Genomic DNA, 26,585 nt, shown 5'->3' with positions numbered 1-26,585 from the left:
GATTTTTTCTTTTTGGTCCCCGTGTAATGCGGTCCGCACCCGTGCAAATATTTCACGCGGCATTTGAGACGGCGCTACGGCTGCCAAGGGATTGCAGGGTGATGCCAAGTGGCACGTTTTTCGCGTTGCAAAAGGGTTGAGTTTCCTTACAAGGCGCTGCGCCCACGCAGCCCCATCCCCCAGGAGCCCTTTATGAACGACAAGCCTTTCCTCACAGACGTCAAGACCCTGCGCGAGCGTGCCCGTCAGCACATCGACGAAGGGGCGGTGACCGCAGGCTACGCTGCCGACCGCGACACCGTGCTGAAGCTGCTGAACGACGCGCTGGCGACCGAACTGGTCTGCGTGCTGCGCTACCGTCGCCACTACTACATGGCCAAGGGGCCGAACTCGAAGAGCGTGGCCGATGAATTCCTGGCGCATTCGAACGAAGAGCAGGGCCATGCCGACCAGATTGCCGAGCGCATCGTGCAGCTGGGCGGCGAGCCTGACTTTGCCCCGGACGGGCTGACCAGCCGCTCGCATGCGGAGTATGTGGCCGGCACCTCGCTGACCGACATGATCAAGGAAGACCTGGTGGCCGAGCGCATTGCCATCGACAGCTACCGGGAGATCATCCAGTTTTTGGGCGAGCGCGACCCGACATCGCGCCGGCTGATGGAGTCGATCCTCGCCGTGGAAGAGGAGCATGCCGACGAGATGGCAGACCTGCTGAGCCGGCAGGGCGGCGGCTGATGCGATTGCCGCGCACTTGATATGGGTCAAGCCGCGGTCGCGGCCGGCCCGATAAGATCTGCCCGGTCATGGAGATGCGGGGGCGCTCTTCATGACTTGTCTACCCGTTTCCAGAATGGAAACTTCGCCCGCACCGGTTTGCCGGTGCGGGCGTTTTCTTTTTTGTACGTGCCGTTTGCGCCACCTGCTGCGCCACCTGCTGCGCCACCTGCTGCGCCACCTGCCCGCTGAACCATCGAGCCGGTAAGTGCGCCGCACCGGTATGCCCATATTTCCGCCGGATCTTATGCAGAAAACGGCGAAGGATCGGCGAAACCCTTCGTTCCGTTCGGATAGCCCCGTCGGTAGTCTTGCTCCTGACAACCAGCCCGCCCCACCGGCGGGCCACGCAAACAGGCGCAAGGCGCCATTCACGACACTGACGGGAGCAACACAAGATGATCCGCAAACTGGCCATCGGACTGGCCGTCCTGGCAGCAATTGGCGCGGCGCAGACCGCGGGCGCTGCCAACCTGCTGAACGTTTCCTACGATCCGACGCGCGAGCTGTATGTCGATGTCAACGCCGCCTTTGCCAAGGCCTGGAAGGCCCAGGGCGGCGATGCCGTGAACGTGCGCCAGTCGCACGGCGGCTCGGGCAAGCAGGCGCGCTCGGTGATCGACGGGCTCGACGCCGACGTGGTCACGCTGGCGCTGGGCTACGACATCGACGCCATCGCCGAGAAGGGCCTGATCAAGCCGGACTGGCAGAAGCGCCTGCCGCACAACGCCTCGCCGTACACCTCGACCATCGTGTTCCTGGTGCGCAAGGGCAATCCCAAGGGCATCAAGGACTGGGGCGACCTGGTCAAGCCCGGCGTGCAGGTGATCACGCCCAACCCCAAGACCTCGGGCGGCGCGCGCTGGAACTACCTGGCGGCGTGGGGCTATGCGCTGCGCCAGCCGGGCGGCAACGACGCCAAGGCGCGCGACTTCGTCGGCGAACTGCTCAAGCATGTGCCGGTGCTGGATTCAGGCGCGCGCGGCGCGACCACCACCTTTGTCGAACGCGGCCTGGGCGATGTGCTGATCGCGTGGGAGAACGAAGCCATCCTGGCGATCAAGGAACTGGGCCCGGACAAGTTCGACATCGTCGCGCCGTCGGTGTCGATCCTGGCCGAGCCGCCGGTGGCGGTGGTCGACAAGGTGGTCGACAAGAAGGGCACGCGCAAGGCGGCCGAGGCGTACCTGCAGTTCCTGTACACCGACGAAGGGCAGGAGATCGCGGCGAAGAACTACTACCGCCCGATCTCGCAGAAGGTCGCGGCCAAGTACGCCGCCAATTTCCCGAAAGTGAAGCTGTTCACCATCGACGAGGTGTTCGGCGGCTGGCAGAAGGCGCAGAAGACTCACTTTGCCGACGGCGGCTCGTTCGACCAGATCTACCAGCCCGGCAAGAAATAAGACCCCCAGGCCGGCGCGCCGGGCCGCGTGGGGCGGCTGCGGCGTCGACCGGTCCATCCAGACAAGGAAGCCCGATGTCCATCCTGACGCTCTCCGGCAGCCCGTCGGCCCAGTCCCGCTCCGGTCTCGTGCTGGCGCACCTGCGCACGGCGCTCGAGGCTGCCGGCGAACGCACCCGCCATCTCGACCTGCGCGACCTTCCGGCCGGCCCGCTGCTGGCCGCGCGCGCCGACGACCCGGCCATCGATGCTGCCACGCGTGCCGTGGCCGAGGCGCAGGTGGTGGTACTGGCCACGCCGGTCTACAAGGCCGCCTACAGCGGCTTGCTCAAGGCCTTCCTGGACCTGCTGCCGCAGACCGGGCTGCGCGACAAGATCGTGCTGCCGATCGCCACGGGTGGCAGCCTGGCGCACGCGCTGGCGATCGACTACGCGTTGCGGCCGGTGCTGGCTGCGCTCGGTTCGCGCCAGATCCTGCCCGGCATCTTTGCCGTGGACCAGCAGATCGAAGCGGTCGATGCCGCCGGCGCGCGCCAGGCGCGCTTCGATGCCGCGCTGACGGCGCGGCTGGACGAAGGCGTGCTGCGCGTGCGCGATGCGCTGGCGCATGCCCGCATCGAGGTGCCCCTCGACGTGGTGCCCGGCGCCTATGTCCGCCGCGCCGCCGCGATCGCGGTGGCCGAGCGATGTTCCGCCTGAACTGATGGCTTGACTGTAGTGGCGCCGGCGAGCCCGGCGCAACGGCAGCGACGCGATGCCACCCGCCACGCGGGGGCAGGGCGGTGTGCTGCCGCAACCATCCCGGACATCGATCTGGCCCGCAGCACATCGTCGCGGGCCATGGAGGACTTCACATGACAACGACCAACCCGCTGCGCACCGCAAGCCAGCGCCGCCGACTCATAACCGCAGCGCTGGTGCTTGCCACGGGCCTGGCCTACGGGCTGCTGCCCGGCCGTGCCCAGGCGCAGTCGAACAACATCGACCCCAAGGTGCTGCGCATCGGCTACCAGAAGTACGGCACGCTGACGCTGCTGAAGGCGCGCGGCACGCTGGAGAAGCGGCTGGCGCCGCAAGGCATCAGCGTCAGGTGGACCGAGTTCCCGGCCGGGCCGCAACTGCTCGAGGGACTCAATGTCGGCGCCATCGACTTCGGCACCGTCGGCGAGGCGCCGCCGATCTTCGCGCAGGCCGCGGGAGCGCAGCTGGCCTATGTCGGCAACGAGCCGCCGGCGCCGGTGGCCGAGGCCATCGTCGTGCCCAGGGGCTCGGCGCTGCGCTCGGTGGCCGACCTGCGCGGCAAGCGCGTGGCGCTGAACAAGGGCTCCAACGTGCATTACCTGCTGGTGCGCCAGCTGGAGCAGGCCGGCATCGCCTACAGCGAGATCCAGCCGGTCTACCTGCCGCCGGCCGATGCGCGCGCCGCCTTCGAGCGCGGCGCGGTCGACGCGTGGGTGATCTGGGACCCGTTCCTCGCCGCCGCCGAGAAGCAGTTGGGCGCGCGCGTGCTGGCCGATGGCCGCGGCGCGGATGGCAAGAACGTGGTCAGCAACCACCAGTTCTACCTGGCCTCACGCCCCTATGCCCAGGCCCGGCCGGAAATCGTCGGCCTGATCCTGGAGGAACTGGCGACGCTCGGCACCTGGGCGCAACAGCACCCCAAGGACGCCACCACGGTGCTGACCGGCGAAACCGGGCTGCCGGCCGATGTGCTCGCGCTTGCGGTGTCGCGCTTCTCGTACGGCGCGCGCCCGGTCAGTGCCGAGGTACTGGCCGAGCAGCAACGCATTGCCGATGCGTTTCACGCGCTGAAGCTGATTCCGAGACCGGTCAGGGTCGCCGATGCGCGCTGGGCCGCGCCGCAGCAGCAGGCCAGGCGCTAACCCGCCAGCCAAGAAGAACAGGAGCACGACATGCAAGTATTCTGGTTCATCCCTACCCACGGCGACAGCCGCTATCTGGGCACCTCCGAAGGCGCGCGCGCGGTCGGTTTCGATTATCTCAGGCAGGTCGCCGTGGCCACCGACACGCTCGGCTATGAAGGGGTGCTGATTCCGACGGGCCGCTCCTGCGAAGACCCGTGGGTAGTCGCATCGGCGCTGGCCGCGGTCACGCAGCGCCTGAAATTCCTGGTCGCGGTGCGCCCGGGCCTGATCGCACCGACGCTGGCCGCGCGCATGGCCGCGACCTTCGACCGCATCTCCAACGGTCGCCTGCTGATCAACCTCGTCACCGGTGGCGATCGCGCCGAGCTCGAGGGCGACGGCCTGTTCCTCGATCACACCGAACGCTACGAGGCCTCGGCGGAATTCCTGCGCATCTGGCGCCAGGTGCTGGCCGCCAGCCATGACGGCGACAAGGTCGACTACGAGGGCAGGCACCTGAGCGTGAAGGGCGCGACCGTGCTGTACCCGCCGCTGCAGCGGCCGCATCCGCCCGTGTACTTCGGCGGCTCGTCGGCGCCGGCGCATGCGCTGGCGGGCGAGCAGGTCGATACCTACCTGACCTGGGGCGAGCCGCCCGCGGCGGTGGCGCAGAAGCTGGACGACGTGCGCCGCCACGCCGCGCGCCACGGCCGCACGGTGAAGTTCGGCATCCGCCTGCATGTGATCGTGCGCGAGACCGATGCCGCGGCGTGGGCCGCGGCCGAGGACCTGATCAGCCGGCTCGACGACGACACCGTGGCGCGCGCGCAAGCGGTGTTCGCCAATATGGATTCCGAGGGCCAGCGCCGCATGGCCGCGCTGCATGCGGGCGGCACGCGCCGCACGCGCGAGGCGCTGGAGATCAGCCCCAACCTGTGGGCCGGTGTCGGCCTGGTGCGCGGCGGCGCCGGCACCGCGCTGGTGGGCGATCCGCATACCGTGGCCGAGCGCCTGCGCGAATACGCCGCGCTGGGCATCGACACCTTCGTGCTGTCCGGCTATCCGCACCTGGAAGAAGCCTACCGATTTGCCGAACTGGTGTTCCCGCTGCTGCCGCGCGCGGTGCGGGCGAAGTTCGACACGCTGCCGGGCAAGGTGCTGTCCGGCCCGTTCGGTGAAGTCATGGCGACGGGCATCGTGCCGCGCGCCGCGCAAAGCTGAGGAGGCCACCATGACCGCTGCGCTGATACCGTCGCCGAGCCAGGCGCCGCAGGCCTTGTGGCGCGCCGCCGCGCCGTGGATCGTGCCGGTGCTGCTGATCGTTGCGTGGCAGCTGGCGTCGCAGCACGGCTGGTTGTCCAGCCGCGTGCTGCCGGCCCCGCTGGCCGTGGTGCAGGCCGCGTGGGAACTCGCGCGCTCGGGCGAGCTGTGGCGGCACGTCGGGGTCAGCACCTGGCGCGCGCTGCTGGGGTTTGCCATCGGCGGCGGGCTGGGCCTGCTGCTGGGCCTGCTGACCGGCACCTTCCGCACCGCCGCCACGCTGCTCGACAGCACGCTGCAGATGGTGCGCAACATCCCGGCGCTGGCGCTGATCCCGCTGGTGATCCTGTGGTTCGGCATCGACGAGAGCGCCAAGCTGTTCCTGGTCTCGCTGGGCGTGTTCTTCCCGGTGTACCTGAACACCTACCACGGCATCCGTTCGGTCGATGCGGGTCTGGTGGAGATGGCGCGCAGCTACGGCTTGTCGGGCTGGCAGCTGTATCGCGAGGTGATCCTGCCCGGCGCGCTGCCGGGCATCCTGGTCGGCGTGCGCTTTGCGCTGGGGCTGATGTGGGTGGTGCTGATCGTCGCGGAAACCATCTCCGCGCAATCGGGCATCGGCTACATGACCATGAATGCGCGCGAATTCCTGCAAACCGACGTGGTGCTGGTCGGCATCCTGCTCTATGCCCTGCTGGGCAAGCTGGCCGACTGGCTGTCGCGCGGGCTGGAGCGCTACTGGCTGCGCTGGCACCCGGGCTACGCCGCGGCCTGAGCGGCGCGGCAACCAATCAAGGCAAGGAGAGCGAGATGCAGATGTATCCGGTGGAACGGGCGGCCCTGGCCGAGCTGGAAGCGGGCCTGGCGCGGCGCGAGGCGGCCGCTGCGGCGGTGGTGCCCGAGGTGCGCGGCAAGGACGCGGCGGGCGGTGTGGCAGTGCGCGTGAATCAGGTGGTCAAGCGCTACGACGGCCGCACGGTGCTGCACGAGGTGGCGCTGGAGGTCGCGCCGGGCGAGTTCCTCGCCATCGTCGGGCGCAGCGGCTGCGGCAAGAGCACCTTGCTGCGGCTGGTGGCGGGGCTGGAAGCGGCCGACGGCGGCAGCATCGCCATCGATGGCGAAGCCGCTGCCACGGGCTCCACGAGCCGCGCAAGGCCGGCCGACGTGCGCGTGATGTTCCAGGACGCGCGGCTGCTGCCGTGGAAGCGGGTGCTGGACAACGTGGCGCTGGGCCTGCCGCGCGCACGCCACGCCGAGGCGGCGCAGGTGCTGGCGCAGGTGGGGCTGGCCGACCGCGCGCAGGCGTGGCCGGCGCGGCTGTCCGGCGGCCAGCGCCAGCGCGTGGCGCTGGCGCGCGCGCTGGTGCATCACCCGCAATTGTTGCTGCTCGACGAGCCGCTGGGCGCGCTCGACGCGCTGACGCGCATCGAAATGCAGGCGCTGATCGAATCGCTGTGGCGCCGGCTGGGCTTCACCGCGCTGCTGGTCACGCACGATGTCTCCGAAGCGGTGGCGCTGGCCGACCGCATCGTGCTGATCGAGGACGGCCGCATCGCCATGGACACGCGCGTGGCGCTGGCACGGCCGCGCGAACGCGGTGCCGCGGGCTTTGCGCAACTGGAAGCCGAGGTGCTGCAGCGGGTGATGCGGCCGTCGCAGGCCGCTGCAGCGGCCGGCGCGCAGGCTGCCGTGCCCGCCGCACCGCCGCTGGATGTGAGCTGGGCTGCCTGACGGCGCATATCGACAGTTCTAAATCTTCATACGCCCGCGCCTGCCAGGCTTCTATCATGAGCAGGCAGGCCGCCACTGGCGCCGCGCTTGCCCTTATCAATCAGACCGCCGGCCCAGAATCTCCCGAATGGCCGGTCAACCCAAGGATCACCATGCCAGGCGTGCATGAACCCACGGGCGCAGCGTCTGCGCTCCAACGCTATCTCGAATCGCTGCCGCGCCAGCCGCTGGCAGACCGGCAGCTGTGGCGCGATGCGCGCGGCCAGGTGCAGGGCCAGTTCTTCAACTGCTCGCTGACCAGCGCGTTCGAGCCGCTGGTGACGCTGGCGGACCGGCAGGTGGTGGCGCATGAAGGCGCGATCCATACCTATGCCGAGGACGGCGTTGGCCTGGCGGCGTGGAAGCTGTTCGCGATGGCGGCAGACGATCACACGCTGGTGTCGCTGGACCGGCTCTCGCGCCTGCTGCATGCCATCAACTACTTTGCCGCCGACGGCGAGCACAAGCTGGTGCTGAACGTGCACAACCGCTTGCTGGCCGCGGTGGCAGACGACCACGGCGCGGCCTTCCGGCGCGCGCTGCAGTCGCTGGGGTTGCCGCTGGAGCGCTTTGTGATCCAGGTGCCGGCCAGCGCCAATGATGATCTCGGGCTGCTGCTGCATGTGGTCGGCAATTACCGTCGCAATGGTTTCGCAGTGAGCCTGCAGGCGTCGGATCCGGCCGAGGCGGGCGCGCTGATGGCGCATGCGCTGCCGGACTGGCTCAAGCTGGACATGCGCCGCACCTGGACCGACCGCCAGCTGTCCGGCCTGCGCGCCAGCGCCGCCAGCGCCGGCGTCACGCTGATCGGTAGGCGCCTGCAGGACGCCGAGAGCATCGAGCGCCTGCAGGCTGCCGGCATCGGCCTGGGGCAGGGCGCCTTTGCCGGCGGGCTGGTGAGCGCGGCCGGGCTGCGCGCGGTGGAGAGTACGGCTGGGCACGCCGCGCGACCACAGGCACTGAGCGGGGAGCCGGTATGACGCAAGCGGACAGGACCTTGCCGGGCCGCGCCATGCGGCTGGAAATTCCCCGCCACCTGCAGGTGCTGACGGTGCCTGGCTTGCACGGCAGCGGCCCGGGGCACTGGCAGAGCCGCTGGGAGCAGCAGTTTCCCGACTGGCAGCGGGTGGAGCAGCATGACTGGTCGCGGCCGAGCCTGCCGCTGTGGGCCGAGCGCGTTTCCGAAGGCGTGATGCGGGCCCGGCGCGTGGCCGCGCGCGGCGCCGTGCTGGTGGCGCACAGCTTCGGCTGCCTGGCGACGCTGCGCCAGGCGGCGCTGGACCCGGTCGGCATCGCCGGCGCCTTGCTGGTGGCACCGGCGGATCCGGACAAGTTCGGCGTGGCAGCGTTGCTGCCCGCCTACCGGCTGCCGTTCCCGACCATCCTTGCGGCCAGCCGCAACGACCCGTGGATGCCGCAGCGCACCGCATTCTCCTGGGGCACGCTGTGGGGCAGCGAGCTGGTCGACGTGGGCCATCTCGGCCATATCAATGCCGACTCTGGACTCGGCGAGTGGTCCGAAGGCCTCGCGCTGCTCGATACGCTGGTGCAACGGATCGCCCAGGCCGGCGACACCGGCCCACAAAGTGCCTCAAGCACCCCTTGGGAGGCAGGGGTAGAAGTCGCCTCTACGGTCCCTTATATCTAAACCGTCTAAGAAAATTCATAAAGATTCGTTCTTTTTATAAGGACGGCTCTGCAGAATCTGTCTCGTAGGCCGGCGATATGCGCCGGCGTCATAAAGAACGGCGTGCCGGACCCGGGCCATCGGCCTGATAGGGCACCGCTCAAAGACGAGACGACATGCCTCCATCCATCTCCCTGGCGGACACGCCGCCAGCCGCCCAGCGCACGCCCGGATCCGGCGCCGCGCCTGCGCCGCGCCAGCCGTCCACGCAGCGCTTCACCGTGCTGCCGGGCTTCGGCTTGTCGCTCGGGTTCACGCTGTTCTACCTGACGCTGATCGTGCTGGTGCCGCTGTCGGCCACGTTCCTGAAGACGTTCACGATGACGTGGGACGCATTCTGGACGTCGATCACGGCGCCGCGCGTGGTGGCATCGCTGCAGCTGAGCTTCGGCGCGTCGCTCATCGCCGCCATCGTCAATACGGTGTTCGGGCTGGTCGTGGCGTGGGTGCTGGTGCGCTACCGCTTTGTCGGCAAGCGCCTGATCGATGCGCTGGTCGATCTGCCGTTCGCGTTGCCGACCGCGGTGGCCGGCATCGCGCTGACCGCGCTGTTCGCCGGCAATGGCTGGATCGGCCGCTACCTGGAGCCGCTTGGCATCAAGGTCGCGTTCACGCCGCTGGGCGTGGTGGTGGCGCTGACCTTTATCGGCCTGCCGTTCGTGGTGCGCACGGTGCAGCCGGTGCTCGAAGACGTCGAGCAGGAACTGGAAGAAGCCGCGGCCAGCCTCGGCGCCAACCGGCTGCAGACCTTCCGCCGCGTGATCCTGCCGGCGATCCTGCCGGCGCTGCTGACCGGGTTTGCGCTGTCGTTCGCGCGCGCCACCGGCGAGTACGGCTCGGTGGTATTCATCTCGGGCAACATGCCGATGGTGTCGGAGATCGCGCCGCTGATGATCTATTCCAAGCTGGAGCAGTACGACTACGCAGGTGCCACCGCGGTGGCGGTGGTGATGCTGGTGATCTCGTTCGCGCTGCTGCTGCTGATCAACCTGCTGCAGGCCTGGACGCGCCGCCACCAGTCGGGTGCGCGCGCCGCGCTGGCCACGGAAGCGCCCGCCACGGGCAAGGAGTTCTGAGATGGCCGGAGCAATCTCGGGACGCTTGGGCGGGCACGGCAGCGCCAGGGGGCATCACCGCTTCGACGCCACCGGCGAGGCGCCATGGGTGCGCTACACGCTGATCGCGGTGGCGGTGCTGTTCCTGACGCTGTTCCTGTTCGTGCCGCTGGCGTCGGTGTTCTATGAAGCCTTGCGCAAGGGCGTGCAGACCTACTGGGAAGCGCTGATCGAGCCCGACGCGCTGGCCGCGATCCAGCTCACGCTGACGGTGGCGGCGATCGCGGTGCCGCTGAACGTGGTGTTCGGCGTCGCGGCGGCGTGGGCCATCGCCAAGTTCGACTTCCGCGGCAAGAACTTGCTGATCACGCTGATCGACCTGCCGTTCTCGGTGTCGCCGGTGATCTCGGGCCTGGTCTATGTGCTGCTGTTCGGCGCGCAGGGATGGCTGGGTCCGTGGCTGGAAGCACACGACATCAAGATCATGTTCGCGGTGCCGGGCATCGTGCTGGCCACCATCTTTGTGACCTTCCCCTTCGTCGCGCGCGAGCTGATCCCGCTGATGCAGGCGCAGGGCAGCGAAGAGGAAGAGGCCGCGATCGTGCTGGGCGCGTCGGGCTGGCAGACCTTCCGCCATATCACGCTGCCCAATATCCGCTGGGGCCTGCTGTACGGCGTGATCCTGTGCAATGCGCGAGCGATGGGCGAGTTCGGCGCGGTGTCGGTGGTGTCGGGCCATATCCGCGGGCTGACCAACACCATGCCGCTGCACGTCGAGATCCTCTACAACGAGTACAACTTCGCAGCCGCGTTCGCGGTGGCGTCGCTGCTGACCCTGCTGGCGCTGGTCACGCTGGGTATCAAGACCCTGGTGGAATGGCGCGCCCGCAAGGAAACCGAAGAGGCCGCACCGGAGCGGCCGCTGGCAAGCCTGCCGGCTTCAGTGCAAGGACAAGCATCATGAGCATCCAGGTCAAGAACGTAGAGAAGCGCTTTGGCGACTTTGTCGCGCTGGACAATGTCTCGCTCGATTTCGACGAAGGCGAGCTGACCGCGCTGCTGGGGCCGTCCGGCTGCGGCAAGACCACGCTGCTGCGCATCATCGCCGGCCTGGAGCGCGCCGACGCCGGCCAGATCGTGCTGGCCGGGCGCGATGCATCGGACCAGCATGTGCGCCAGCGCCAGGTGGGCTTCGTGTTCCAGCATTACGCGCTGTTCAAGCATATGAGCGTGTTCGAGAACGTGGCCTTCGGCCTGCGCGTGAAGCCGCGCGCCGAACGCCCGAGCGAAGCGCAGATCCGCGAGAAGGTGCATGCGCTGCTCGACCTGGTCCAGCTCGACTGGCTCGCCGACCGCTACCCGGCGCAGCTGTCGGGTGGCCAGCGCCAGCGCATCGCCCTGGCGCGTGCGCTGGCGGTGGAGCCGCGCGTGCTGCTGCTCGACGAGCCGTTCGGTGCGCTCGATGCCAAGGTGCGCAAGGAACTGCGCCGCTGGCTGCGGCGCCTGCACGACGAGCTGCATGTGACCAGCGTGTTCGTCACGCACGACCAGGAAGAAGCGCTGGAAGTGGCTGACCAGGTGGTGCTGATGAACCGCGGCCGCGTCGAGCAGTACGGCTCGCCCGAGGCGGTCTACAACCATCCCGCCACGCCGTTCGTGTTCGGCTTCCTCGGCAACGTCAACCTGTTCCACGGCCGGCTCGAAGTGGGCGAGAGCGGCGGCCTCCTGCACACCGGCGAGGCGGTGCTGCCGGTGGTCGGCAGCGGCCATGAGACTGCCGGCGATGCGGTCGCCTACGTCCGTCCGCACGACCTGGACCTGGAACGCTATGCACCCGGCGCCGACGGCATTGCCGTGACGCTGCGCCGCGCGCTGACGCTGGGCCCGGTGGCGCAGCTCGAGCTCGAGCGCGAAGACAACCAGGACGTGATCGAGGTGGCGCTGCCGCTCGAGCGCTTCCGCCACGCGGGCTTCCGCGAGGGCGAGCTGCTCGCCGTGCGCCCGCGCCAGCTGCGCGTTTTCACGCAAGCCAACGGCACCGCCCCCATCCAAAAACAAGAGGCCGCACGATGAACTTCCAGCAACTCCGTTCGATCCGCGAGGCGGTGCGCCGCCAGTTCAACCTGACCGAGGTCGCCAACGCGCTCTATACCTCGCAGCCCGGCGTGTCGCGCCAGATCCGCGAGCTGGAGGAGGAGCTGGGGGTGGAGATCTTCGAGCGCTACGGCAAGCGCCTGACCGGGCTGACCGAGCCCGGCCGCGAGATCGTGCGCATCGTCGAGCGCCTGCTTCTTGAAGCCGAGAACCTGCGCCAGGCCGGCGACGAATACGCCGGCCGCCACACCGGCCGGCTCACCGTCGCCACCACCCACACCCAGGCGCGCTATGCCCTGCCGCGCGTGGTGCAGGCGTTCCGCCGCGAATACCCGCATGTGACGCTGGCACTGCAGGAAGCGTCGCCCACGCATATCGTCGAGCTGCTGCTGACCGGGCAGGCCGATATCGGCATCGCCACCGAGGCGCTGGCGACCGAGGCCGGGCTGACCTCGTTCGAGGCCTACAGCTGGCAGCACGTGCTGGTGGTGTCGCCGGACCATCCGCTCACGCGCCTGCCGGAACCGACGCTCGAAGACGTCGCGAACTTCCAGCTGATCACCTACGACGCCGGCTTCACCGGCCGCCGCAAGATCGACAGCGCCTTTGCCGAGGCGGGGCTGCAGCCCGAGATCGTGCTGACGGCGCTGGATGCCGACGTGATCAAGACTTATGCGGAACTGGACCTGGGCGTCGGCATCATTGCGTCGATGGCGTATGACGAACGCAAGGATTCGGGCCTGGTGCGGATTTCGGCAGACCACCTGTTCGCGCCCAACACCACCAGCGTGGCGGTGCGCCGCGGCGCCTACCTGCGCGGCTATGCGCACGCCTTCATCAACATGTTCGCGCCGCACCTGTCGCGCGACACCGTGACCAGCGCGCTGTCCGAGCAGGACCGCCAGGCCCTGGCTGCCTGATCCGGCGCGCGGCGTCCGCAGCACCCCGCGCGGCCGGCGGGTGCGCCGTCCGCACCGGCCCGGTGCCGTTCGCACCCCGTGCCCGCCGTTCGTCGCAACAGACTTTCTTCCACCCCCGCCTCGGGGTACATTCCCTGCACGTGCCCGCGCTGCCATTCCGGCAAGCGCCGCACGTGTACCGCAGCGCAACAAAGTTTGCGCACGGCCGCCGGTCGGCAAGGACCGGGCAAGGGAGAGAGAGACGATCATGCGCGACGACGAACCGCTGCTGCGCTGGCAGTGGCGCGGCTATGCCCGCAACCACCAGCATCCCCGCAACCTGCTGCTGCATATCGTGGCGGTGCCGATGTTCATGGCCGGCACCGTGCTGGGCCTCTATGGCCTGCTGCGCCTGAACCTGCCGGCGATCGCGCTGGGGCTGGTGTGCATGGGCATGTCGATGGCGCTGCAGGGGCGGGGCCACCGGCTCGAGGCCCATGCGCCGGAGCCGTTTGCCGGACCGGCCGACATCGCCGGACGCATCCTGGCCGAGCAGTGGATCACCTTTCCGCGCTATGTGCTGTCCGGGCAATGGTGGCGCGCGCTGGCGGGCCGCGGCGCGGCGCCAACGGCTGCGCCCGCGCGGTCTGGCGACGCAACCGGGCAGGGTGGGTGATGCAGCCCATGTCGCCGTCCCATCACCCGCTGTATTGCGCATGGCGAAAGCCGCGCTAACATGAACGCCATGGACCGCTGCTTTACACACGCCTGCACCGCCATCCCGTCCCGCCTGAATATCCTGGGGCGCGACCTGCTGTTCGTGCTGTGCATGAACTCGGTGATCGCCATCAGCCTGAACTACGGCTTCCAGACCGGCGGCACGCTCTGGCACAACTTCGTCTACAGCCAGCTGATCGGGCTGTCGATCTGGGTGCTGATCGACATCCCGCGCGTGGTGATCTGGTGGAACGACCGCCCGCGCCGCTGGCCCTTCCTGCTGCTCGCCGCGGCGGCCGTGCCCGCCGGCGTGGTGTTCGGCAGCTGGGCCACGCGCGTGGTGCTGGACCTGCCGCCAAAGTCGGCCGACGAGGCCGGCGGCATGCTGCGCATGTGCCTGGTGGTGGGCATGCTGGCGGCCGCGTCGATGATCTACTTCTACTGGTCGCGTGAGAAGCTGGCGTCGCTGGAGCGGCAGGCGGCGCTGGACGCGCTGCAGCGCGAAGAGGCTGAAAAGCAGCTGGTGCGCGCGCAGCTGATGGCGCTGCAGGCGCAGATCGAGCCGCACTTCCTGTTCAACTCGCTGGCCAACCTCGACGGGCTGATCGCCACCGATCCGCCGGCGGCGCGGCAGCTGCTGCAGCGGCTGATCGGCTTCCTGCGCATGTCGCTGGCGCATACCCGCGCCGAGCAATGCACGCTGCGGCAGGAATTCGAACTGCTGCGCAGCTACCTCGAGATCCAGGCCATGCGCTTCGGCCAGCGGCTCTCGTACGACATCGACCTGCCGCGCGAACTGGCGAAGGTCGAGATTCCGCCGATGCTGATCCAGCCGCTGGTGGAAAACGCGGTCACGCATGGCATCGAACCCTGCATGATCGGCGGCCATATCCGGCTGTCGGCGCGCGCGGCCGGCGACAACGCGGTGCAGGTGGTGATCGCCGATACCGGGGTCGGTTTCGGCCATGCCTCGGGCAAGGGCTCGGGGCTGGGCATCACCCATGTGCGCGAGCGCCTGGCGCGTATCTTCGGCGCGGCGGCGACCATGCAGATGGAAGAGAATTCGCCGCGCGGCGTGGTGGTGCGGCTGACCTTGCCGCTGGAGCGCCCGACCGAGGCGCCCACCGTGACCCAGACCGTCACCGCGGTGCCGGAAGGCATGCCGGTATCCGCCCCGGCCATGCCACGGCTCTGACGCGCGCTCGCTGCGGGCTCGCCTGACAACAATATGCGCTGCAGGTTTGGCACCAGCCGGTGCGCCTGCAGTGCCAAGAATCCGCTTTCGCACACGCCCCCACGCCCCCCATGACCCCGACCCTGCTGATTGCCGACGACGAAGCGCTGCTTGCCCGCGTGCTGGAATCCGAACTGGCGGCCCTGTGGCCCGAGGCGCGGGTCGTGTCCGTGGTCCACGACGGCGTGGCCGCGCTGGCGGCGGCGCGCGAACACCAGCCGCGCGTGGCCTTCCTCGATATCCGCATGCCTGGCATGAGCGGCATGGACGTGGCGCGCGAGCTGATCGAATTCGATGCCCCGCCGCTGGTGGTGTTCGTCACCGCCTACGACCAGTTTGCGCTGGAGGCCTTCGAGCGCGCCGCGGTCGACTACGTGCTCAAGCCGGTGCAGCGCGAACGGCTGGAAGCGACCGTGCAGCGCCTGAAGGACCGGCTGGCCGCCTCCGCGGAAGCGGAAGACGGCGACGACGAAGCCGCGGTGGCCGAGACCGACCGGCTCGGCCAGCTGCTGGCGCGCCTGGAATCGCTGGAGCATGCCACGCCGGGCGCGGCCGGTGCGCCGCAGCGCCAGTACCTGCGCTTTATCAAGGCGCTGGTGGGGCAGGAGGTGCGCATCATCCCGGTCGATGAGGTGATCTACCTGGAAGCCACCGACAAGTACGTCAACGTGGTCTCGGGCGCCGGCGAGGCGCTGATCCGCACCAGCCTGCGCGAGCTGACCCAGCAGCTCGATCCCGAGCGCTTCTGGCAGGTGCACCGCGGCACCGTGGTCAACATCAGCTGTGTCGCCAGCGCGGTCAACCAGTCGCTGGGCCGGCTGTCGCTGCGGCTGCGCGACCGGCCGGAGCTGCTGCCGGTGGCGCGCCAGTACGCGCACCTGTTCAAGCAGATGTGACGGCGGGGGTGGGGCAAGATCGGCCGGCGCGGAGGCGGCGTGGCCGCCACCTGCCAGCAGCGGACAGGGGTTTTCCTCTATGATGCGGGCTTCGGCCCGTATTTTTTTGCCCGCCGCCCAGCCCACCGCATTGCCCCTCCGACCGCCCGCGCCATGTCCATCGCCGCCCTCGAGCCCACGCCCAATTCTCTTCGCCACGACGCCCAGGTGATCGGGCTGGTGGGGCTGGCGCATGGGGTCTCGCACTTCTACCATTTGCTGCTGGCGCCGCTGTTCCCATGGATCAAGGCCGAGTTCGGGCTGAGCTATGCCGAGCTGGGCCTGCTGATGACAGTGTTCTTCGCGGTGTCGGCGGTGGTCCAGACCGCGTCGGGCTTCGTGGTCGACCGCTTCGGCGCTCGGCCGGTGCTGTTTGGCGGGCTGGCCTGCCTGGGCGGCGCGGCCTTGCTGCTGTCGGCCAGCGGCGGCTATGCCGGGCTGCTATTGGGCGCGGCGGTGGCGGGGCTGGGCAATGGCGTGTTCCATCCGGCCGACTTCACGCTGCTGAACAAGCATGTGTCGCAGCCGCGGCTGGGCCACGCATTCTCGGTGCACGGCATTTCCGGCAACCTGGGCTGGGCCGCGGCGCCGCTGTTCCTGGTGGCGATCGCCAACCTGGCCAGCTGGCGCGTAGCGCTGGCGGCAGCCTCCGCGGTGGCCTGGATCGTGCTGGCGGTGCTGGTGGCGCTGCGCCACGTGCTGGACCCGCGCGAAGTGCAGGGCGCCGTGGGCCGGCCCGCCGCCCGGGCAACGACAGCTGGCGGCAGCGTGCTGGGCTTCCTGCGCCTGCCGCAGGTGTGGGTGTGCTGGGGCTTTTTCCTGCTGACCACCTTCTCCGCCGCCGGCATCCAGAGCTTTGCCCCCACCGCGCTGACCTACCTGTACGGCATGCCGTTCACGCTGGCGACGGCGTCGTACACCGTCTACATGCTGTGCAGCGCGGGCGGCATGATCGTCGGCGGCTTTGCCGCCAGCCGCACCAGCAACCATGACCGGCTGATCGCGGTCAGCTTCACCGTGTCGGGGCTGATGGCGGTGCTGGTGGGGCTGAACCTGGTGCCGGCACTGCTGGTGCCGGTGCTGATGGGGGTGATCGGCTTTGGCGCCGGCACCGCCGGGCCCTCGCGCGACCTGCTGGTGCGCGCGGCAGCGCCGGCCGGCGCCACCGGGCGCGTCTACGGCGTGGTCTACTCGGGGCTGGATATCGGCCTGGCCTGCGGCCCGCTGTTCTTCGGCGCGCTGATGGATGCCAGGCTGCCGGCCTGGGTCTTTTTCATGATCGGCGGCTTCCAGCTGCTGTCGATCTTCACCGCGGTCACCGTGGGCAACGGCAACCGCTCGCGCAGCCAGGCCGCGGCACGGGCGGAGGCCGCCTAGCCGAGCCCGCCAGTCCGCCCGCCCGCCGCTATCCGAATCCGCTTGCCTGAGGAACGTTTCCATGCCAATGACGCCGGCCAACGCCATCCAGCCTGAAGATACCGATCGCGGCGCGCCGCTGCCGGGCGGCCATATCCTGGTCGATGCGCTGCTGGCGCACGGCGCCGAACTGGCCTTCGGCGTGCCGGGCGAGAGCTACCTGGCGGTGCTCGACGGCTTCCACCGCCGCCGCGACCGGCTGCGCTTCATCGTCTGCCGGCAGGAGGGCGGCGCTGCGGTGATGGCCGAAGCCTACGGCAAGCTGACCGGCCGCCCGGGGCTGGCGTTCTGCACGCGCGGGCCGGGCGCCACCAATGCCAGCATCGGCGTGCATACCGCGTTCCAGGACTCGACCCCGATGATCCTGTTTATCGGCCAGGTCGGCACCGACTTCATGGACCGCGAGGCCTTCCAGGAAATCGACTACCGCCGCATGTTCGGCCAGATGGCCAAGTGGGTGGCGCAGATCGACCGGGTCGAGCGCATCCCCGAATACATCGCGCGCGCCTACCAGACCGCCACCTCGGGCCGTCCCGGCCCGGTGGTGCTGGCGCTGCCCGAAGACATGCTGGCGCAAACCGCCGCGGTGCCGCAGCTGCAGGCCTACCAGCGCGTCATGGCCTGGCCCGGCGAGGCCGAGCTGGCGCGGCTGGCCGACATGCTCGAGGCCGCCGAGCGCCCGTTCGTGCTGGCTGGCGGCAGCGGCTGGACCCCGCAGGCCTGCGCCGACCTGCAGGCCTTTGCCGAGCGCTTCGCACTGCCGGTAGGCTGTGCCTTCCGTGGCCAGGACCTGTTCGACAACCGCCATCCCAACTACGCCGGCGATGTCGGCATCGGCATCAATCCCGCGCTGGCCGAGCGCATCCGCGATGCCGACCTGGTGCTCGCGATCGGCCCGCGGCTGGGCGAGATGACCACCGGCGGCTACGCGCTGATCGCGGCGCCGCGGCCGGCCCAGAAACTGATCCATGTGCATGCCGGCGCCGAAGAGCTGGGCAGCGTGTACCAGGCCGACCTGATGATCCAGGCCGCGATGCCTGCCATTGCCGCGCGCCTGGCCGGCCTGCAGCCGCCGGCCGCGCCACGCTGGCAGGCCTGGACCGAAGCCGCGCACGCCGACTACGAACGCTACCTGCAGCCGCCGCCGTTCACGGGGCAGGGCGTCGACATGGCCGAAGTCATCCGCACGCTGGACCAGCTGCTGCCGGACGACGCGGTGGTGACCAACGGCGCCGGCAACTATGCCGGCTGGCTGCACCGCTATTTCCACTATCGCCCGTTCACCAGCGGCGGCCGCGGCCAGCTGGCGCCGACCAGCGGCGCGATGGGCTACGGCGTGCCGGCGGCAGTGGGTGCCAAGATCGCCTTCCCGCAGCGTACCGTGGTGGCGCTGGCGGGCGACGGCTGTTTCCTGATGAATGGCCAGGAACTTGCTACGTCAATGCAATACCAGGCGCCGGTGGTCATCATCGTCGTCAACAACGGCATGTACGGCACCATCCGCATGCACCAGGAACGCGAATACCCGACGCATGTGTCCGGCACCGAGCTGTGCAATCCCGACTTTGCCGCGTTGGCGCGCGCCTATGGGGCACGCGGGGCCACCGTGACCACGACCGAGGCCTTTGCGGCGGCCTTGCGCGAGGCGCTGGCGGCGCCGGTGTCGACGCTGATCGAGATCCAGGTGGACCCGGACGTGATCACGCCGCGCACCACGCTGAGCGCGATCCGGGCGCAGGCGCTGGCCACCCAGAAGTCGTAAAGCCGGACCGCGGGAATACAACCATTCTTTTCTGTCAGGAGACCGTAGATGAAGCCCGTCACCACCGACCTGTGCGACGCGTATGAAGACCGCCTTGCCGACGGCACGCTGCGCGTGATGGCGCCGGTGTTCCGCGCCTTCGGCAAGCAGCCGGCGTTTGCCGGTCCGGCCGCGACGCTCAAGGTCTTCGAAGACAACTCGCTGGTGCGCGCCACGCTGGAGTCGCCGGGCCGCGGGCGGGTGCTGGTGATCGACGGCGGCGGCTCGCTGCGCTGCGCGCTGGTGGGTGGCAACCTGGGCCTGCTGGCGGAGAAAAACGGCTGGGTCGGCATCGTCGTCAACGGCTGTATCCGCGATACCGCCGAGCTGGACGTGTGCGACATCGGCATCCGCGCGCTGGCCGCGCATCCGCAGAAGAGCCAGAAGCGCAACGTGGGCGAGAGCGAGGTCACGGTGCAGATGCCGGGCGCGGTGGTGCGCCCGGGCAACTGGATCTATGTCGATGTCGACGGGATCCTGGTCGCCGACGAAGCGCTGGAGCGCTGAACATGCCGCGCGTCTTCGTCTATGGCACGCTGCGCGCCGGCGAGGTCAACGACCTGAACGCAGCTGCGCTGCGCCACGGCATTGCCGCGCCCACGCTGCTGGGCAGGGGTACGGTGGCCGGCAGGCTCTATGACTTCGGCACCTATCCCGGTCTGGTGCCGGATGCCGGCGGCGGACCGGTGGTCGGCGATATCTACGAGATTGCCGACGCCCTGCTGCCGGTGCTGGATGAGATCGAGGAGGTCTATCCGGGCCAGGCCACGCTGTTCGTGCGCGAGGAACAGGCGGTGCAGCACAACGGCCAGCCCGTCGCCTGCCTGCTGTACCCGGTGGCCGACGCTGCGGCCGCCGCGCTGCCGCGCATCGACAGCGGTGACTGGGTGGCCTATCGCCGCGCCCGCGATACGGCCGCGGCCTGAATCCGGCACGCGTTTCAAACAGACGGCGCCCATTCGCGGCGCCGTTTGCTTTTGCGTACCATGGCCGACCATGACATCGAGCGATGGAACCGACGGCCATGCATGCTCCGCAAGTCCCCCAGCAAATCCCGCAGCAAATCCCGCCGCAAACGTGCTGCATCGATGCTGACGACGTGCGCCTGGCCGTTACCCGCTGGGGCGAAGCTGGACCAACGCAGCCGACCATTGTGCTGGTCCATGGCTATCCGGATAACAGCGAAGTCTGGCACGCCGTGGCGGCGCAACTGGCCGGGCGCTTCGACGTGGTGGCCTACGACGTGCGCGGCGCCGGGCGCTCGACCGCCCCGCACGCGACCCAGGCCTACCGGCTGCAAAAGCTGGCCGACGACTTCATCGCCGTGATCGACGCAGTGTCGCCGCGGCGCGCGGTGCACCTGGTCGGCCACGACTGGGGTTCGATCCAGGGCTGGGAATTCGTCACGGACCCCCGCCTGCAGGGGCGCATTGCCTCGTTCACCTCCTGCTCGGGCCCGTGCCTGGACCACGCGGCCATCGCGATGCGCGAACTGCGCGGGCAGCGCTCACCGGCGGCGCTCGGCCAGGCGCTGCGCCAGCTGATGGCATCGTGGTACATCGGCATCTTCCACCTGCCGTGGCTGCCCGAACTGACCTGGCGGCTCTGGCTGGGCCGGGCCTGGCCGCGCTACCTGCGCCTGACCGAGGGCGTGCGCGCCAGGCCGAACCCGACCCAGACCGCCGACGGCTGCCACGGCGTGCGCCTGTACCGCGCCAATATCCTGCCGGTGTTGCGCGCGCCACGCCGCCGTGTCGCGCATGCGCCGGTGCAGCTGATCGTGCCGCTGCACGACCGGTACGTAAAGCCCGCGGTGACAGAAAGCATGCACCGCTGGACCTCGCGACTGTGGCGCCGCACCGTGCCGGCGCAGCATTGGCTGCCGCTGGCGGACCCGCCGGGGTTTGCCGCCATGGTCGGCGAATTTGTCGACCATATCGAAGGCGCGCCCGCCTCCGCGGCGCTGAAGGCGAGTCGCCTCCACTAGCCGCTTGCGCCACGTCCGCTGATTTTCCACAATGTGGAAAAAGGTTTTGGACCGCAAAAATACCGGGTTTGCAAAGCACAACGCCATTTCTCATGATGAAAGACTATGTCCCGCATCATGAAAGCTGTTCTGCAAATATATGATTTTGAACAGAAATAAATCTTGGTCTGGTACGGAGTGCGGGGTTGTTGCAACGCGGTAGCGTTCCCTACACTCTTATATAAGACACAGGACACCGGGCACGAAAACAGCGATCGACACAGCGGCGATGCGACACAGCCCGGGTCAGGCGAGCACGAGATTCTCAGCCATCCCCAATCACGTTCAGGAGAGCGACCATGAACCGCCAAGAGCAGATCCAGGCCCTGCAAAAAGACTGGGACACCAATCCGCGCTGGAAGGGCATCAAGCGTAATTTCACGGCTGAAGACGTGGTGCGCCTGCGCGGGTCGGTTCAGGTCGAGCACACCCTGGCGCGCCGTGGTGCCGAAAAGCTGTGGCACCTGCTGCATACCGAGCCGTTCGTCAACTCGCTCGGCGCGCTGACCGGCAACCAGGCCATGCAGCAGGTCAAGGCGGGCCTGAAGGCGATCTACCTGTCGGGCTGGCAGGTCGCCGGCGATGCCAACCTGGCTGGCGAGATGTACCCCGACCAGTCGCTGTACCCGGCCAACTCGGTGCCGCAGGTGGTCAAGCGCATCAACAACACCTTCCAGCGCGCCGACCAGATCCAGTGGAGCGAAGGCTCGGGCGATACCGACTTCTTCGCCCCCATCGTCGCTGACGCGGAAGCGGGCTTCGGCGGCGTGCTGAATGCCTTCGAACTGATGAAGGCAATGATCGAGGCCGGCGCCGCCGGCGTGCACTTCGAAGACCAGCTCGCTTCGGTGAAGAAGTGCGGCCACATGGGCGGCAAGGTGTTGGTGCCGACCCGCGAAGCCGTCGCCAAGCTGACCGCCGCGCGCCTCGCTGCCGACGTGTCCGGCGTGCCGACCCTGGTGATCGCCCGCACCGACGCCGAGGCCGCCGACCTGCTGACCTCCGACATCGACGACAACGACAAGCCGTTCTGCACGGGCGAGCGCACCGTGGAAGGCTTCTACCGCGTCCGCAATGGACTGGAGCAGTCGATCTCGCGCGCGCTGGCCTACGCCGAGGTGGCCGACCTGGTGTGGTGCGAGACCGGCAAGCCGGACCTCGAATTCGCCAAGAAGTTTGCCGAAGCCGTGCATGCCCGCTTCCCGGGCAAGATGCTGGCCTACAACTGCTCGCCCTCGTTCAACTGGAAGAAGAATCTCGACGACGCCACCATCGCACGGTTCCAGCGCGAACTGGGCGCGATGGGCTACAAGTTCCAGTTCATCACGCTGGCCGGCTTCCACTCGCTCAACTACTCGATGTTCAACCTGGCCTACGGCTACGCCCGCAACCAGATGAGCGCGTTCGTGGAGCTGCAGGAAGCGGAGTTCAAGGCCGCCGAGAAGGGCTTCACCGCGGTCAAGCACCAGCGCGAAGTCGGCACCGGTTACTTCGACGCCGTAACCCAGACCATCGAAGGCGGCCAGTCGTCGACGACTGCGCTGAAGGGTTCGACCGAAGACGAGCAGTTCTTCGAAGACAAGAAAGTGGCCTGACTCTCCTGGTCACTCCCGCCGGCTCGTGGGTCCGGCGGGATCGGGAGGGCGTGCGACCATCACGCTCTCTCTTTTAGGCGACGCGCCGTTCTCTCTCAGGGACGGCGCGATTTTTTTATTCCGAATCCGACTGTCGTACAGGCGCCGGATACAGGAGCGCGTACCGGTGCTTCACTCGAAGGTGCCAGCCGCCTTGGAGAGCGTCCACCCCACGCCGAGACACAGACCCACCCATCCAAGCGCGATCAGCGCGACGTCGTGCCAGTTCATCGTGCGCCGCCCAGGTCGTCGCAATTTGAAAGTGTCCCGTGACGAAGGCATGGCCGTCTCCCTCGAAAGCATGGGAACAGGCTAGGGCACGGATCTGGGATTTCACGGACGGATTTGTAAAGGTTTGTTGCGGTGCGGATGGACCACCCAGCTTGAGCGAGCTTCTGCGGCCGGGGCCTCGCCTTCTCGCTGGGAGATCGCCGCAAACGCGCCCGGGGGGCTGCCGAATTTTTGCGCCTTTCGAACTGGAAGATTGTCCAAATGCAACAAATTGTCATTTTTGGCGGCTTGCAGCATTTGGGTGATTCCCTCACGCGGGCGGATGGCTTAAAGTGCCGGGGCCTTTATCGGCACCTCCGAGCCACTCCACCCAGAACAACATCATGAAAGCAACTCTCTCGCTCGCTGCCTGCGCCGTCGCGGCGGCACTGCTGGCCGGCTGTTCCGGCGGCATGCCCACCAATGTCGACGGCATGCTGAGCGCCGGCACCTCGCTGGCCAAGGCTGCCACGCTGTCGGACGCCGACGTCAAGAACCTGTCGGACCAGGCTTGCGCGGAATCGGACAAGACCAACAAGATCGCCGCTGCCAACAGCACCTACGGCAAGCGCCTGGTCAAGATCATGAGCGGGCTGAAGAACAGCGACGTGCCCAACGTCAATGCCAAGGTCTACATGACCAAGGACGTCAACGCCTGGGCCATGGCCAACGGCTGTGTGCGCGTCTACAGCGGCCTGATGGACATGATGACCGACGACGAAGTGCGCGGCGTGCTGGGCCACGAACTGGGCCACGTGGCGCTGGGCCACACCAAGAAGGCCATGCAGGTGGCCTACACCGCCACCGCAGCGCGCGGCGCGGCGGCATCGGCCGGCAATGGCGCGGTGGCGGCGCTGTCGCAATCGCAACTGGGCGAGCTGGGCGAGAAGCTGATCAACGCGCAGTTCTCGCAGTCGCAGGAAACCGCGGCCGACGACTATTCGTTCGACCTGCTGACCAAGAACAAGGCCAGCACCAAGGGCCTGGTCACGGCGTTCCAGAAGCTGGCCAAGCTCGACGGCGGCAAGTCCAGCATGTTCTCGTCGCACCCGGGTTCGGACGACCGCGCCAAGCATATCGAGCAGCGCATGAGCAAGGCTTCGTAAGCTGCCTGCGCCAGCAAAAAAGCGCCCGCACCGGTCATGCCGGTGCGGGCGCTTTTGCTTTGGCGCGCGCTGCGCCGGGGTTCAGCGGTAGACGATCACCGGAATGTCGGTATGCGTCAGCACCTTCTGCGTCTCGCTGCCGAGCAGCAGGCCGGACAGCCCGCGCCGGCCGTGCGAGGCCATGAAGATCACGTCACAGCCATGACGCTCGGCGGCGTCGATGATGCCAAGGTAGGGCACGGCAAAGGTCGACATGTCGGCATCGAAGGTCACGCCGGCCGCCGTGGCCAGGTTCTCGACCTCTTTCAGATACAGCTTGGCCTGGTTTTCGATGCGGTCTTTGAATGCCTGTGGGGCCTCGACGACGATCTCGCTGAACGGCGTGTACGGGTATTCCTCCAGGCAGACATAGGCCGTGACGCGCGCGCCGATGGCCTTGGCGAGCTCCAGTCCGCCGTTGATGGCTTTCTTGGAGAGTTCCGAGCCGTCGGTGGGAAGCAGGATATGTTGGAACATGCGGGGCTCCTTTGCTGACTAGGGGTCGGGGCAGGGCGGCGGCCCGCCGGTTCGCGGCATCGCCGCGGCGCGGGGCAGCGCCTGTCTTGAATGCATTGTAGTCAGTGTGCAGAGAAGGTCATTGCGTAATGTCAATGGCATCCGGCTGCCAGGCACGCCCGCGTTGGCGCCGCGTCTAGTCCGCCAGCACTTCCGCCGCAGGCAGCACGCAAGCCTGCTCGGCGCGCCGCCAGTAGGACGGGTTGCCGTAGGTGTTCTTCAGGTGGTCGATAAACAGCCGCACTCGCAGCGGCAAGTGCTTGCGCTGCGGGAACACCGCATGGATGCCAATCGGCGGCGCCTGAAACTCGTCCAGCACCGTCACCAGCCGTCCGCTGGCAATCTCGCTGCCGACTTCCCACCACGAGCGCCAGGCCAGCCCGTTGCCCTGCAGGCACCACTCGTGCAGCACCGCGCCGTCGCTGCATTCCATGGTGCCGCCCACCTTCACGGTTACCGCCCGGCCTTCTTCCTGGAACACCCAGCCGCGCTGCATGTTGGCGCTGGCGCCGAAGGCAAGGCAGTTATGGCGTTGCAGGTCCTCGGGCGTCACCGGGCGCCCGGCGCGCGCCAGGTATTCCGGCGCGGCCACCACCACGCGGCGGGTTTCGGCCAGCCGGATCGAGACCAGGCTGGAATCGGGCAGGTCGCCCAGGCGGATGGCGCAGTCGAAGCCTTCGTTGACCAGGTCGACCACGCGGTCGGACAGGTCCAGCGTGATCGATACGTCCGGGTGAGACTCGATGAACAGGGGCACCAGCGGCGCCACGTGCTTGCGCCCGTAGCCGGCCGGTGCGGTCACGCGCAGGTGGCCGCTGGCCTTGACGCCGCCGGCCGAGACGCTGGCCTCGGCGTTGTGCAGGTCGTTCAGGATGCGCTGGCAATCCTCCAGGAACGCCGAGCCCTCGAAGGTCAGGCTGATCTTGCGCGTGGTCCGCACCAGCAGCTTGACGCCCAGCCGCTCTTCCAGTGCATCGATGCGCCGGCCGATGATCGCGGGCGCCACGCCTTCGGCCGCAGCGGCGGCGGACAGGCTGCCGCGCGAGGCGACGGATACAAAGGTCTCCAGTTGTTTGAAATGGTCCACGAATGTTTCGCCTGAGTTGCACGGGAGGTCCCGCGGGGTGCCGCGCTGGCCACGCAAAGGGCGCCAAGGCGGGCCTTTGGTCCCCAGTGAAGAGGATTTGGTGCGGAGTTTTGTTTTAGTCAGCCAAGATTAGTTGTGTAAAAGTAAAAGATCAAGTGACCGACGGCCACTTTGCCGCACTGCAGCGTCTCCCTACAATTCGATGCATTCAATGGTGTACAGAGCCACGCAGCTGTGGTCTGGCCGCCGCCCACTCAGTCGCCCCGTACCGTTGCAGGTTGCCCAGGCTCCCATGAACAAGATCCGCGCCGTCGTCTTCGATGCCTATGGCACGCTGTTCGACGTGTATTCAGTCACCGCGCGCGCGGAACAGCTGTTCCCGGGCCGAGGCGAGGCGCTGGCGCTGCTGTGGCGCGAGCGCCAGATCGACTACACGCGCATCCGCACCATGGCCGCGCCCGACGGCGCGCACTACAAGCCGTTCTGGGCCATCACCGTGGATGCGCTGCGCTACGCCGCCGAGCGCCTGGGGTTGCCGCTGGACGAGGCCGCCGAGGCGCAGCTGCTGAAGGAATACGCGTGCCTGTCGGCGTTCCCGGAAAACCTGGGTGCACTGAAGCGCCTGCGCAAGGCGGGGCTGCCGCTTGGCATCCTGTCGAACGGCAATGCGGAGATGCTTGACATCTCGGTCAAGAGCGCCGGCATGCACGGGCTGTTCGACCATGTGCTGTCGGTCGATGCGGTGCGCCAGTACAAGACCGCGCCGGCCGCCTATGCGCTGGGGCCGCTGGCCTTCGGCCTGGACGCGCAGGAGATGCTGTTCGTCTCGTCGAACGGCTGGGACGCCTGCGGCGCCACCTGGTATGGCTACACCACTTTCTGGATCAACCGTGCCGGCCATCCGGCGGAGCGGCTCGACGTAGCCCCCGCCGGCACCGGGCACGACATGAACGACCTGCTCGAATTCGTCCGCGCCCATGGCGTGGCGGCATAGCAGG

At 68.3% G+C, this 26,585-nt stretch carries 27 protein-coding genes; 24 read left to right on the top strand and 3 right to left on the bottom strand.

The annotated features are described in order from the left end of the window. Positions 1 to 192 precede the first annotated feature (192 nt). The 22 genes from ACEI37_RS20220 (at position 193) to aceA (ending at position 22,530) form a co-directional block, all read left to right on the top strand. Entirely contained in the window at positions 193 to 735 is a 543-nt protein-coding gene (locus ACEI37_RS20220) for a bacterioferritin (protein WP_116295464.1), read from the top strand. Between the two features lie 437 nt (positions 736 to 1,172). Beyond that, complete coding sequence (locus tag ACEI37_RS20215; protein ID WP_373377911.1) at positions 1,173 to 2,177, top strand: sulfate ABC transporter substrate-binding protein; 1,005 nt, start codon at positions 1,173 to 1,175, stop codon at positions 2,175 to 2,177. 74 nt (positions 2,178 to 2,251) lie between these two features. After that, the gene (gene ssuE / locus ACEI37_RS20210) at positions 2,252 to 2,875 is read left to right on the top strand and encodes an NADPH-dependent FMN reductase (protein ID WP_373377910.1); all 624 of its coding nucleotides are present in this window, start codon (positions 2,252 to 2,254) and stop codon (positions 2,873 to 2,875) included. 155 nt (positions 2,876 to 3,030) lie between these two features. Continuing rightward, entirely contained in the window at positions 3,031 to 4,059 is a 1,029-nt protein-coding gene (locus tag ACEI37_RS20205; protein WP_373377909.1) for a sulfonate ABC transporter substrate-binding protein, read from the top strand. 30 nt (positions 4,060 to 4,089) lie between these two features. Then, complete coding sequence (ssuD, locus tag ACEI37_RS20200; protein WP_373377908.1) at positions 4,090 to 5,262, top strand: FMNH2-dependent alkanesulfonate monooxygenase; 1,173 nt, start codon at positions 4,090 to 4,092, stop codon at positions 5,260 to 5,262. Between the two features lie 10 nt (positions 5,263 to 5,272). Continuing rightward, positions 5,273 to 6,076 (top strand): aliphatic sulfonate ABC transporter permease SsuC, encoded by an 804-nt coding sequence (ssuC, locus tag ACEI37_RS20195; RefSeq protein WP_373377907.1) that lies wholly within the window; start codon positions 5,273 to 5,275, stop codon positions 6,074 to 6,076. A gap of 35 nt (positions 6,077 to 6,111) precedes the next feature. Then, on the top strand, positions 6,112 to 7,032 hold the full coding sequence (locus ACEI37_RS20190) for an ATP-binding cassette domain-containing protein (protein WP_373377906.1): 921 nt from the start codon (positions 6,112 to 6,114) through the stop codon (positions 7,030 to 7,032). A gap of 152 nt (positions 7,033 to 7,184) precedes the next feature. Beyond that, positions 7,185 to 8,051 carry an EAL domain-containing protein gene (locus ACEI37_RS20185; RefSeq protein ID WP_373377905.1) on the top strand — a complete coding sequence of 289 codons (867 nt, stop codon included), beginning with the start codon at positions 7,185 to 7,187 and terminating at the stop codon, positions 8,049 to 8,051. After that, a complete protein-coding gene (locus ACEI37_RS20180; protein WP_373377904.1) occupies positions 8,048 to 8,719 on the top strand; it encodes an RBBP9/YdeN family alpha/beta hydrolase in 672 nt (223 codons plus the stop codon). The genes ACEI37_RS20185 and ACEI37_RS20180 overlap by 4 nt, the downstream gene beginning before the upstream one ends. A gap of 155 nt (positions 8,720 to 8,874) precedes the next feature. After that, complete coding sequence (cysT, locus tag ACEI37_RS20175) at positions 8,875 to 9,834, top strand: sulfate ABC transporter permease subunit CysT (RefSeq protein WP_373377903.1); 960 nt, start codon at positions 8,875 to 8,877, stop codon at positions 9,832 to 9,834. Position 9,835: 1 nt separating this feature from the next. Further along, on the top strand, positions 9,836 to 10,777 hold the full coding sequence (cysW, locus tag ACEI37_RS20170; RefSeq protein ID WP_373377902.1) for a sulfate ABC transporter permease subunit CysW: 942 nt from the start codon (positions 9,836 to 9,838) through the stop codon (positions 10,775 to 10,777). After that, a complete protein-coding gene (locus tag ACEI37_RS20165) occupies positions 10,774 to 11,886 on the top strand; it encodes a sulfate/molybdate ABC transporter ATP-binding protein (protein ID WP_373377901.1) in 1,113 nt (370 codons plus the stop codon). The genes cysW and ACEI37_RS20165 overlap by 4 nt, the downstream gene beginning before the upstream one ends. Next, entirely contained in the window at positions 11,883 to 12,827 is a 945-nt protein-coding gene (locus tag ACEI37_RS20160; protein WP_373377900.1) for a CysB family HTH-type transcriptional regulator, read from the top strand. The genes ACEI37_RS20165 and ACEI37_RS20160 overlap by 4 nt, the downstream gene beginning before the upstream one ends. A gap of 247 nt (positions 12,828 to 13,074) precedes the next feature. Further along, the gene (locus tag ACEI37_RS20155; RefSeq protein WP_373377899.1) at positions 13,075 to 13,482 is read left to right on the top strand and encodes a terminase; all 408 of its coding nucleotides are present in this window, start codon (positions 13,075 to 13,077) and stop codon (positions 13,480 to 13,482) included. Between the two features lie 60 nt (positions 13,483 to 13,542). Next, positions 13,543 to 14,718, top strand: a complete 1,176-nt coding sequence (locus tag ACEI37_RS20150) for a sensor histidine kinase (RefSeq protein WP_373377898.1) — start codon at positions 13,543 to 13,545, stop codon at positions 14,716 to 14,718. 110 nt (positions 14,719 to 14,828) lie between these two features. Beyond that, positions 14,829 to 15,653 carry a LytR/AlgR family response regulator transcription factor gene (locus ACEI37_RS20145; RefSeq protein WP_373377897.1) on the top strand — a complete coding sequence of 275 codons (825 nt, stop codon included), beginning with the start codon at positions 14,829 to 14,831 and terminating at the stop codon, positions 15,651 to 15,653. 153 nt (positions 15,654 to 15,806) lie between these two features. Next, the gene (locus tag ACEI37_RS20140; protein WP_373377896.1) at positions 15,807 to 17,069 is read left to right on the top strand and encodes an MFS transporter; all 1,263 of its coding nucleotides are present in this window, start codon (positions 15,807 to 15,809) and stop codon (positions 17,067 to 17,069) included. Between the two features lie 61 nt (positions 17,070 to 17,130). After that, positions 17,131 to 18,870: a thiamine pyrophosphate-binding protein gene (locus ACEI37_RS20135; RefSeq protein ID WP_373377895.1), complete on the top strand. Its 1,740-nt coding sequence runs from the start codon at positions 17,131 to 17,133 to the stop codon at positions 18,868 to 18,870. 48 nt (positions 18,871 to 18,918) lie between these two features. Further along, positions 18,919 to 19,416, top strand: a complete 498-nt coding sequence (rraA, locus tag ACEI37_RS20130; protein ID WP_373377894.1) for a ribonuclease E activity regulator RraA — start codon at positions 18,919 to 18,921, stop codon at positions 19,414 to 19,416. Positions 19,417 to 19,418: 2 nt separating this feature from the next. Continuing rightward, positions 19,419 to 19,835, top strand: coding sequence for a gamma-glutamylcyclotransferase (locus tag ACEI37_RS20125; RefSeq protein ID WP_373377893.1), 417 nt, complete (start codon positions 19,419 to 19,421; stop codon positions 19,833 to 19,835). An 83-nt stretch (positions 19,836 to 19,918) separates the two neighbouring features. Continuing rightward, positions 19,919 to 20,896 (top strand): alpha/beta fold hydrolase, encoded by a 978-nt coding sequence (locus ACEI37_RS20120; RefSeq protein ID WP_373377892.1) that lies wholly within the window; start codon positions 19,919 to 19,921, stop codon positions 20,894 to 20,896. A gap of 338 nt (positions 20,897 to 21,234) precedes the next feature. After that, positions 21,235 to 22,530, top strand: a complete 1,296-nt coding sequence (gene aceA, locus ACEI37_RS20115; RefSeq protein ID WP_252676996.1) for an isocitrate lyase — start codon at positions 21,235 to 21,237, stop codon at positions 22,528 to 22,530. A 372-nt stretch (positions 22,531 to 22,902) separates the two neighbouring features. Here aceA and ACEI37_RS20110 read toward each other — a convergent pair whose 3' ends face one another. Then, positions 22,903 to 23,097, bottom strand: a complete 195-nt coding sequence (locus ACEI37_RS20110) for a hypothetical protein (protein WP_373377891.1) — start codon at positions 23,095 to 23,097, stop codon at positions 22,903 to 22,905. Between the two features lie 86 nt (positions 23,098 to 23,183). Here ACEI37_RS20110 and ACEI37_RS20105 point away from each other — a divergent pair, with 86 nt between their 5' ends. After that, positions 23,184 to 23,945 (top strand): M48 family metalloprotease, encoded by a 762-nt coding sequence (locus ACEI37_RS20105; protein WP_373377890.1) that lies wholly within the window; start codon positions 23,184 to 23,186, stop codon positions 23,943 to 23,945. A gap of 81 nt (positions 23,946 to 24,026) precedes the next feature. Here the strand turns inward: ACEI37_RS20105 and ACEI37_RS20100 are convergent, their stop codons facing one another. Together ACEI37_RS20100 and ACEI37_RS20095 are read right to left on the bottom strand one after the other, a co-directional pair. Next, positions 24,027 to 24,461 (bottom strand): universal stress protein, encoded by a 435-nt coding sequence (locus tag ACEI37_RS20100; protein WP_012353026.1) that lies wholly within the window; start codon positions 24,459 to 24,461, stop codon positions 24,027 to 24,029. 175 nt (positions 24,462 to 24,636) lie between these two features. After that, entirely contained in the window at positions 24,637 to 25,587 is a 951-nt protein-coding gene (locus ACEI37_RS20095; RefSeq protein WP_373377889.1) for a LysR family transcriptional regulator, read from the bottom strand. 292 nt (positions 25,588 to 25,879) lie between these two features. Between ACEI37_RS20095 and ACEI37_RS20090 the strand changes: the two genes are divergently transcribed. Next, positions 25,880 to 26,581 carry a haloacid dehalogenase type II gene (locus ACEI37_RS20090; protein ID WP_373377888.1) on the top strand — a complete coding sequence of 234 codons (702 nt, stop codon included), beginning with the start codon at positions 25,880 to 25,882 and terminating at the stop codon, positions 26,579 to 26,581. The last annotated feature ends 4 nt before the right edge of the window (positions 26,582 to 26,585 follow it).

Origin of the sequence: Cupriavidus nantongensis (assembly GCF_041726985.1) — a bacterium.
In the GTDB taxonomy this organism is placed as follows: Bacteria; Pseudomonadota; Gammaproteobacteria; order Burkholderiales; family Burkholderiaceae; genus Cupriavidus; species Cupriavidus nantongensis_A.
Note: the sequence above shows the minus strand (reverse complement) of the source record. Positions and strands in the feature narration are given on the sequence as shown.

What these genes read in the sequence shown, in the direction of transcription:
- ACEI37_RS20220 (WP_116295464.1), top strand. Translation starts at nt 193, where the DNA reads ATGAACGACAAGCCTTTCCTCACAGACGTCAAGACCCTGCGCGAGCGT.
- rraA (WP_373377894.1), top strand. Translation starts at nt 18,919, where the DNA reads ATGAAGCCCGTCACCACCGACCTGTGCGACGCGTATGAAGACCGCCTT.
- ACEI37_RS20090 (WP_373377888.1), top strand. Translation starts at nt 25,880, where the DNA reads ATGAACAAGATCCGCGCCGTCGTCTTCGATGCCTATGGCACGCTGTTC.
- ACEI37_RS20150 (WP_373377898.1), top strand. Translation starts at nt 13,543, where the DNA reads ATGAACGCCATGGACCGCTGCTTTACACACGCCTGCACCGCCATCCCG.
- ACEI37_RS20105 (WP_373377890.1), top strand. Translation starts at nt 23,184, where the DNA reads ATGAAAGCAACTCTCTCGCTCGCTGCCTGCGCCGTCGCGGCGGCACTG.
- ACEI37_RS20135 (WP_373377895.1), top strand. Translation starts at nt 17,131, where the DNA reads ATGCCAATGACGCCGGCCAACGCCATCCAGCCTGAAGATACCGATCGC.
- ACEI37_RS20125 (WP_373377893.1), top strand. Translation starts at nt 19,419, where the DNA reads ATGCCGCGCGTCTTCGTCTATGGCACGCTGCGCGCCGGCGAGGTCAAC.
- cysT (WP_373377903.1), top strand. Translation starts at nt 8,875, where the DNA reads ATGCCTCCATCCATCTCCCTGGCGGACACGCCGCCAGCCGCCCAGCGC.
- ACEI37_RS20185 (WP_373377905.1), top strand. Translation starts at nt 7,185, where the DNA reads ATGCCAGGCGTGCATGAACCCACGGGCGCAGCGTCTGCGCTCCAACGC.
- cysW (WP_373377902.1), top strand. Translation starts at nt 9,836, where the DNA reads ATGGCCGGAGCAATCTCGGGACGCTTGGGCGGGCACGGCAGCGCCAGG.
- ACEI37_RS20145 (WP_373377897.1), top strand. Translation starts at nt 14,829, where the DNA reads ATGACCCCGACCCTGCTGATTGCCGACGACGAAGCGCTGCTTGCCCGC.
- ACEI37_RS20120 (WP_373377892.1), top strand. Translation starts at nt 19,919, where the DNA reads ATGGAACCGACGGCCATGCATGCTCCGCAAGTCCCCCAGCAAATCCCG.
- ACEI37_RS20160 (WP_373377900.1), top strand. Translation starts at nt 11,883, where the DNA reads ATGAACTTCCAGCAACTCCGTTCGATCCGCGAGGCGGTGCGCCGCCAG.
- ACEI37_RS20140 (WP_373377896.1), top strand. Translation starts at nt 15,807, where the DNA reads ATGTCCATCGCCGCCCTCGAGCCCACGCCCAATTCTCTTCGCCACGAC.
- ACEI37_RS20165 (WP_373377901.1), top strand. Translation starts at nt 10,774, where the DNA reads ATGAGCATCCAGGTCAAGAACGTAGAGAAGCGCTTTGGCGACTTTGTC.
- ssuC (WP_373377907.1), top strand. Translation starts at nt 5,273, where the DNA reads ATGACCGCTGCGCTGATACCGTCGCCGAGCCAGGCGCCGCAGGCCTTG.
- ACEI37_RS20110 (WP_373377891.1), bottom strand. Translation starts at nt 23,097, where the DNA reads ATGCTGCAAGCCGCCAAAAATGACAATTTGTTGCATTTGGACAATCTT.
- ACEI37_RS20205 (WP_373377909.1), top strand. Translation starts at nt 3,031, where the DNA reads ATGACAACGACCAACCCGCTGCGCACCGCAAGCCAGCGCCGCCGACTC.
- ACEI37_RS20100 (WP_012353026.1), bottom strand. Translation starts at nt 24,461, where the DNA reads ATGTTCCAACATATCCTGCTTCCCACCGACGGCTCGGAACTCTCCAAG.
- ACEI37_RS20190 (WP_373377906.1), top strand. Translation starts at nt 6,112, where the DNA reads ATGCAGATGTATCCGGTGGAACGGGCGGCCCTGGCCGAGCTGGAAGCG.
- aceA (WP_252676996.1), top strand. Translation starts at nt 21,235, where the DNA reads ATGAACCGCCAAGAGCAGATCCAGGCCCTGCAAAAAGACTGGGACACC.
- ssuD (WP_373377908.1), top strand. Translation starts at nt 4,090, where the DNA reads ATGCAAGTATTCTGGTTCATCCCTACCCACGGCGACAGCCGCTATCTG.
- ACEI37_RS20215 (WP_373377911.1), top strand. Translation starts at nt 1,173, where the DNA reads ATGATCCGCAAACTGGCCATCGGACTGGCCGTCCTGGCAGCAATTGGC.
- ACEI37_RS20180 (WP_373377904.1), top strand. Translation starts at nt 8,048, where the DNA reads ATGACGCAAGCGGACAGGACCTTGCCGGGCCGCGCCATGCGGCTGGAA.
- ACEI37_RS20155 (WP_373377899.1), top strand. Translation starts at nt 13,075, where the DNA reads ATGCGCGACGACGAACCGCTGCTGCGCTGGCAGTGGCGCGGCTATGCC.
- ssuE (WP_373377910.1), top strand. Translation starts at nt 2,252, where the DNA reads ATGTCCATCCTGACGCTCTCCGGCAGCCCGTCGGCCCAGTCCCGCTCC.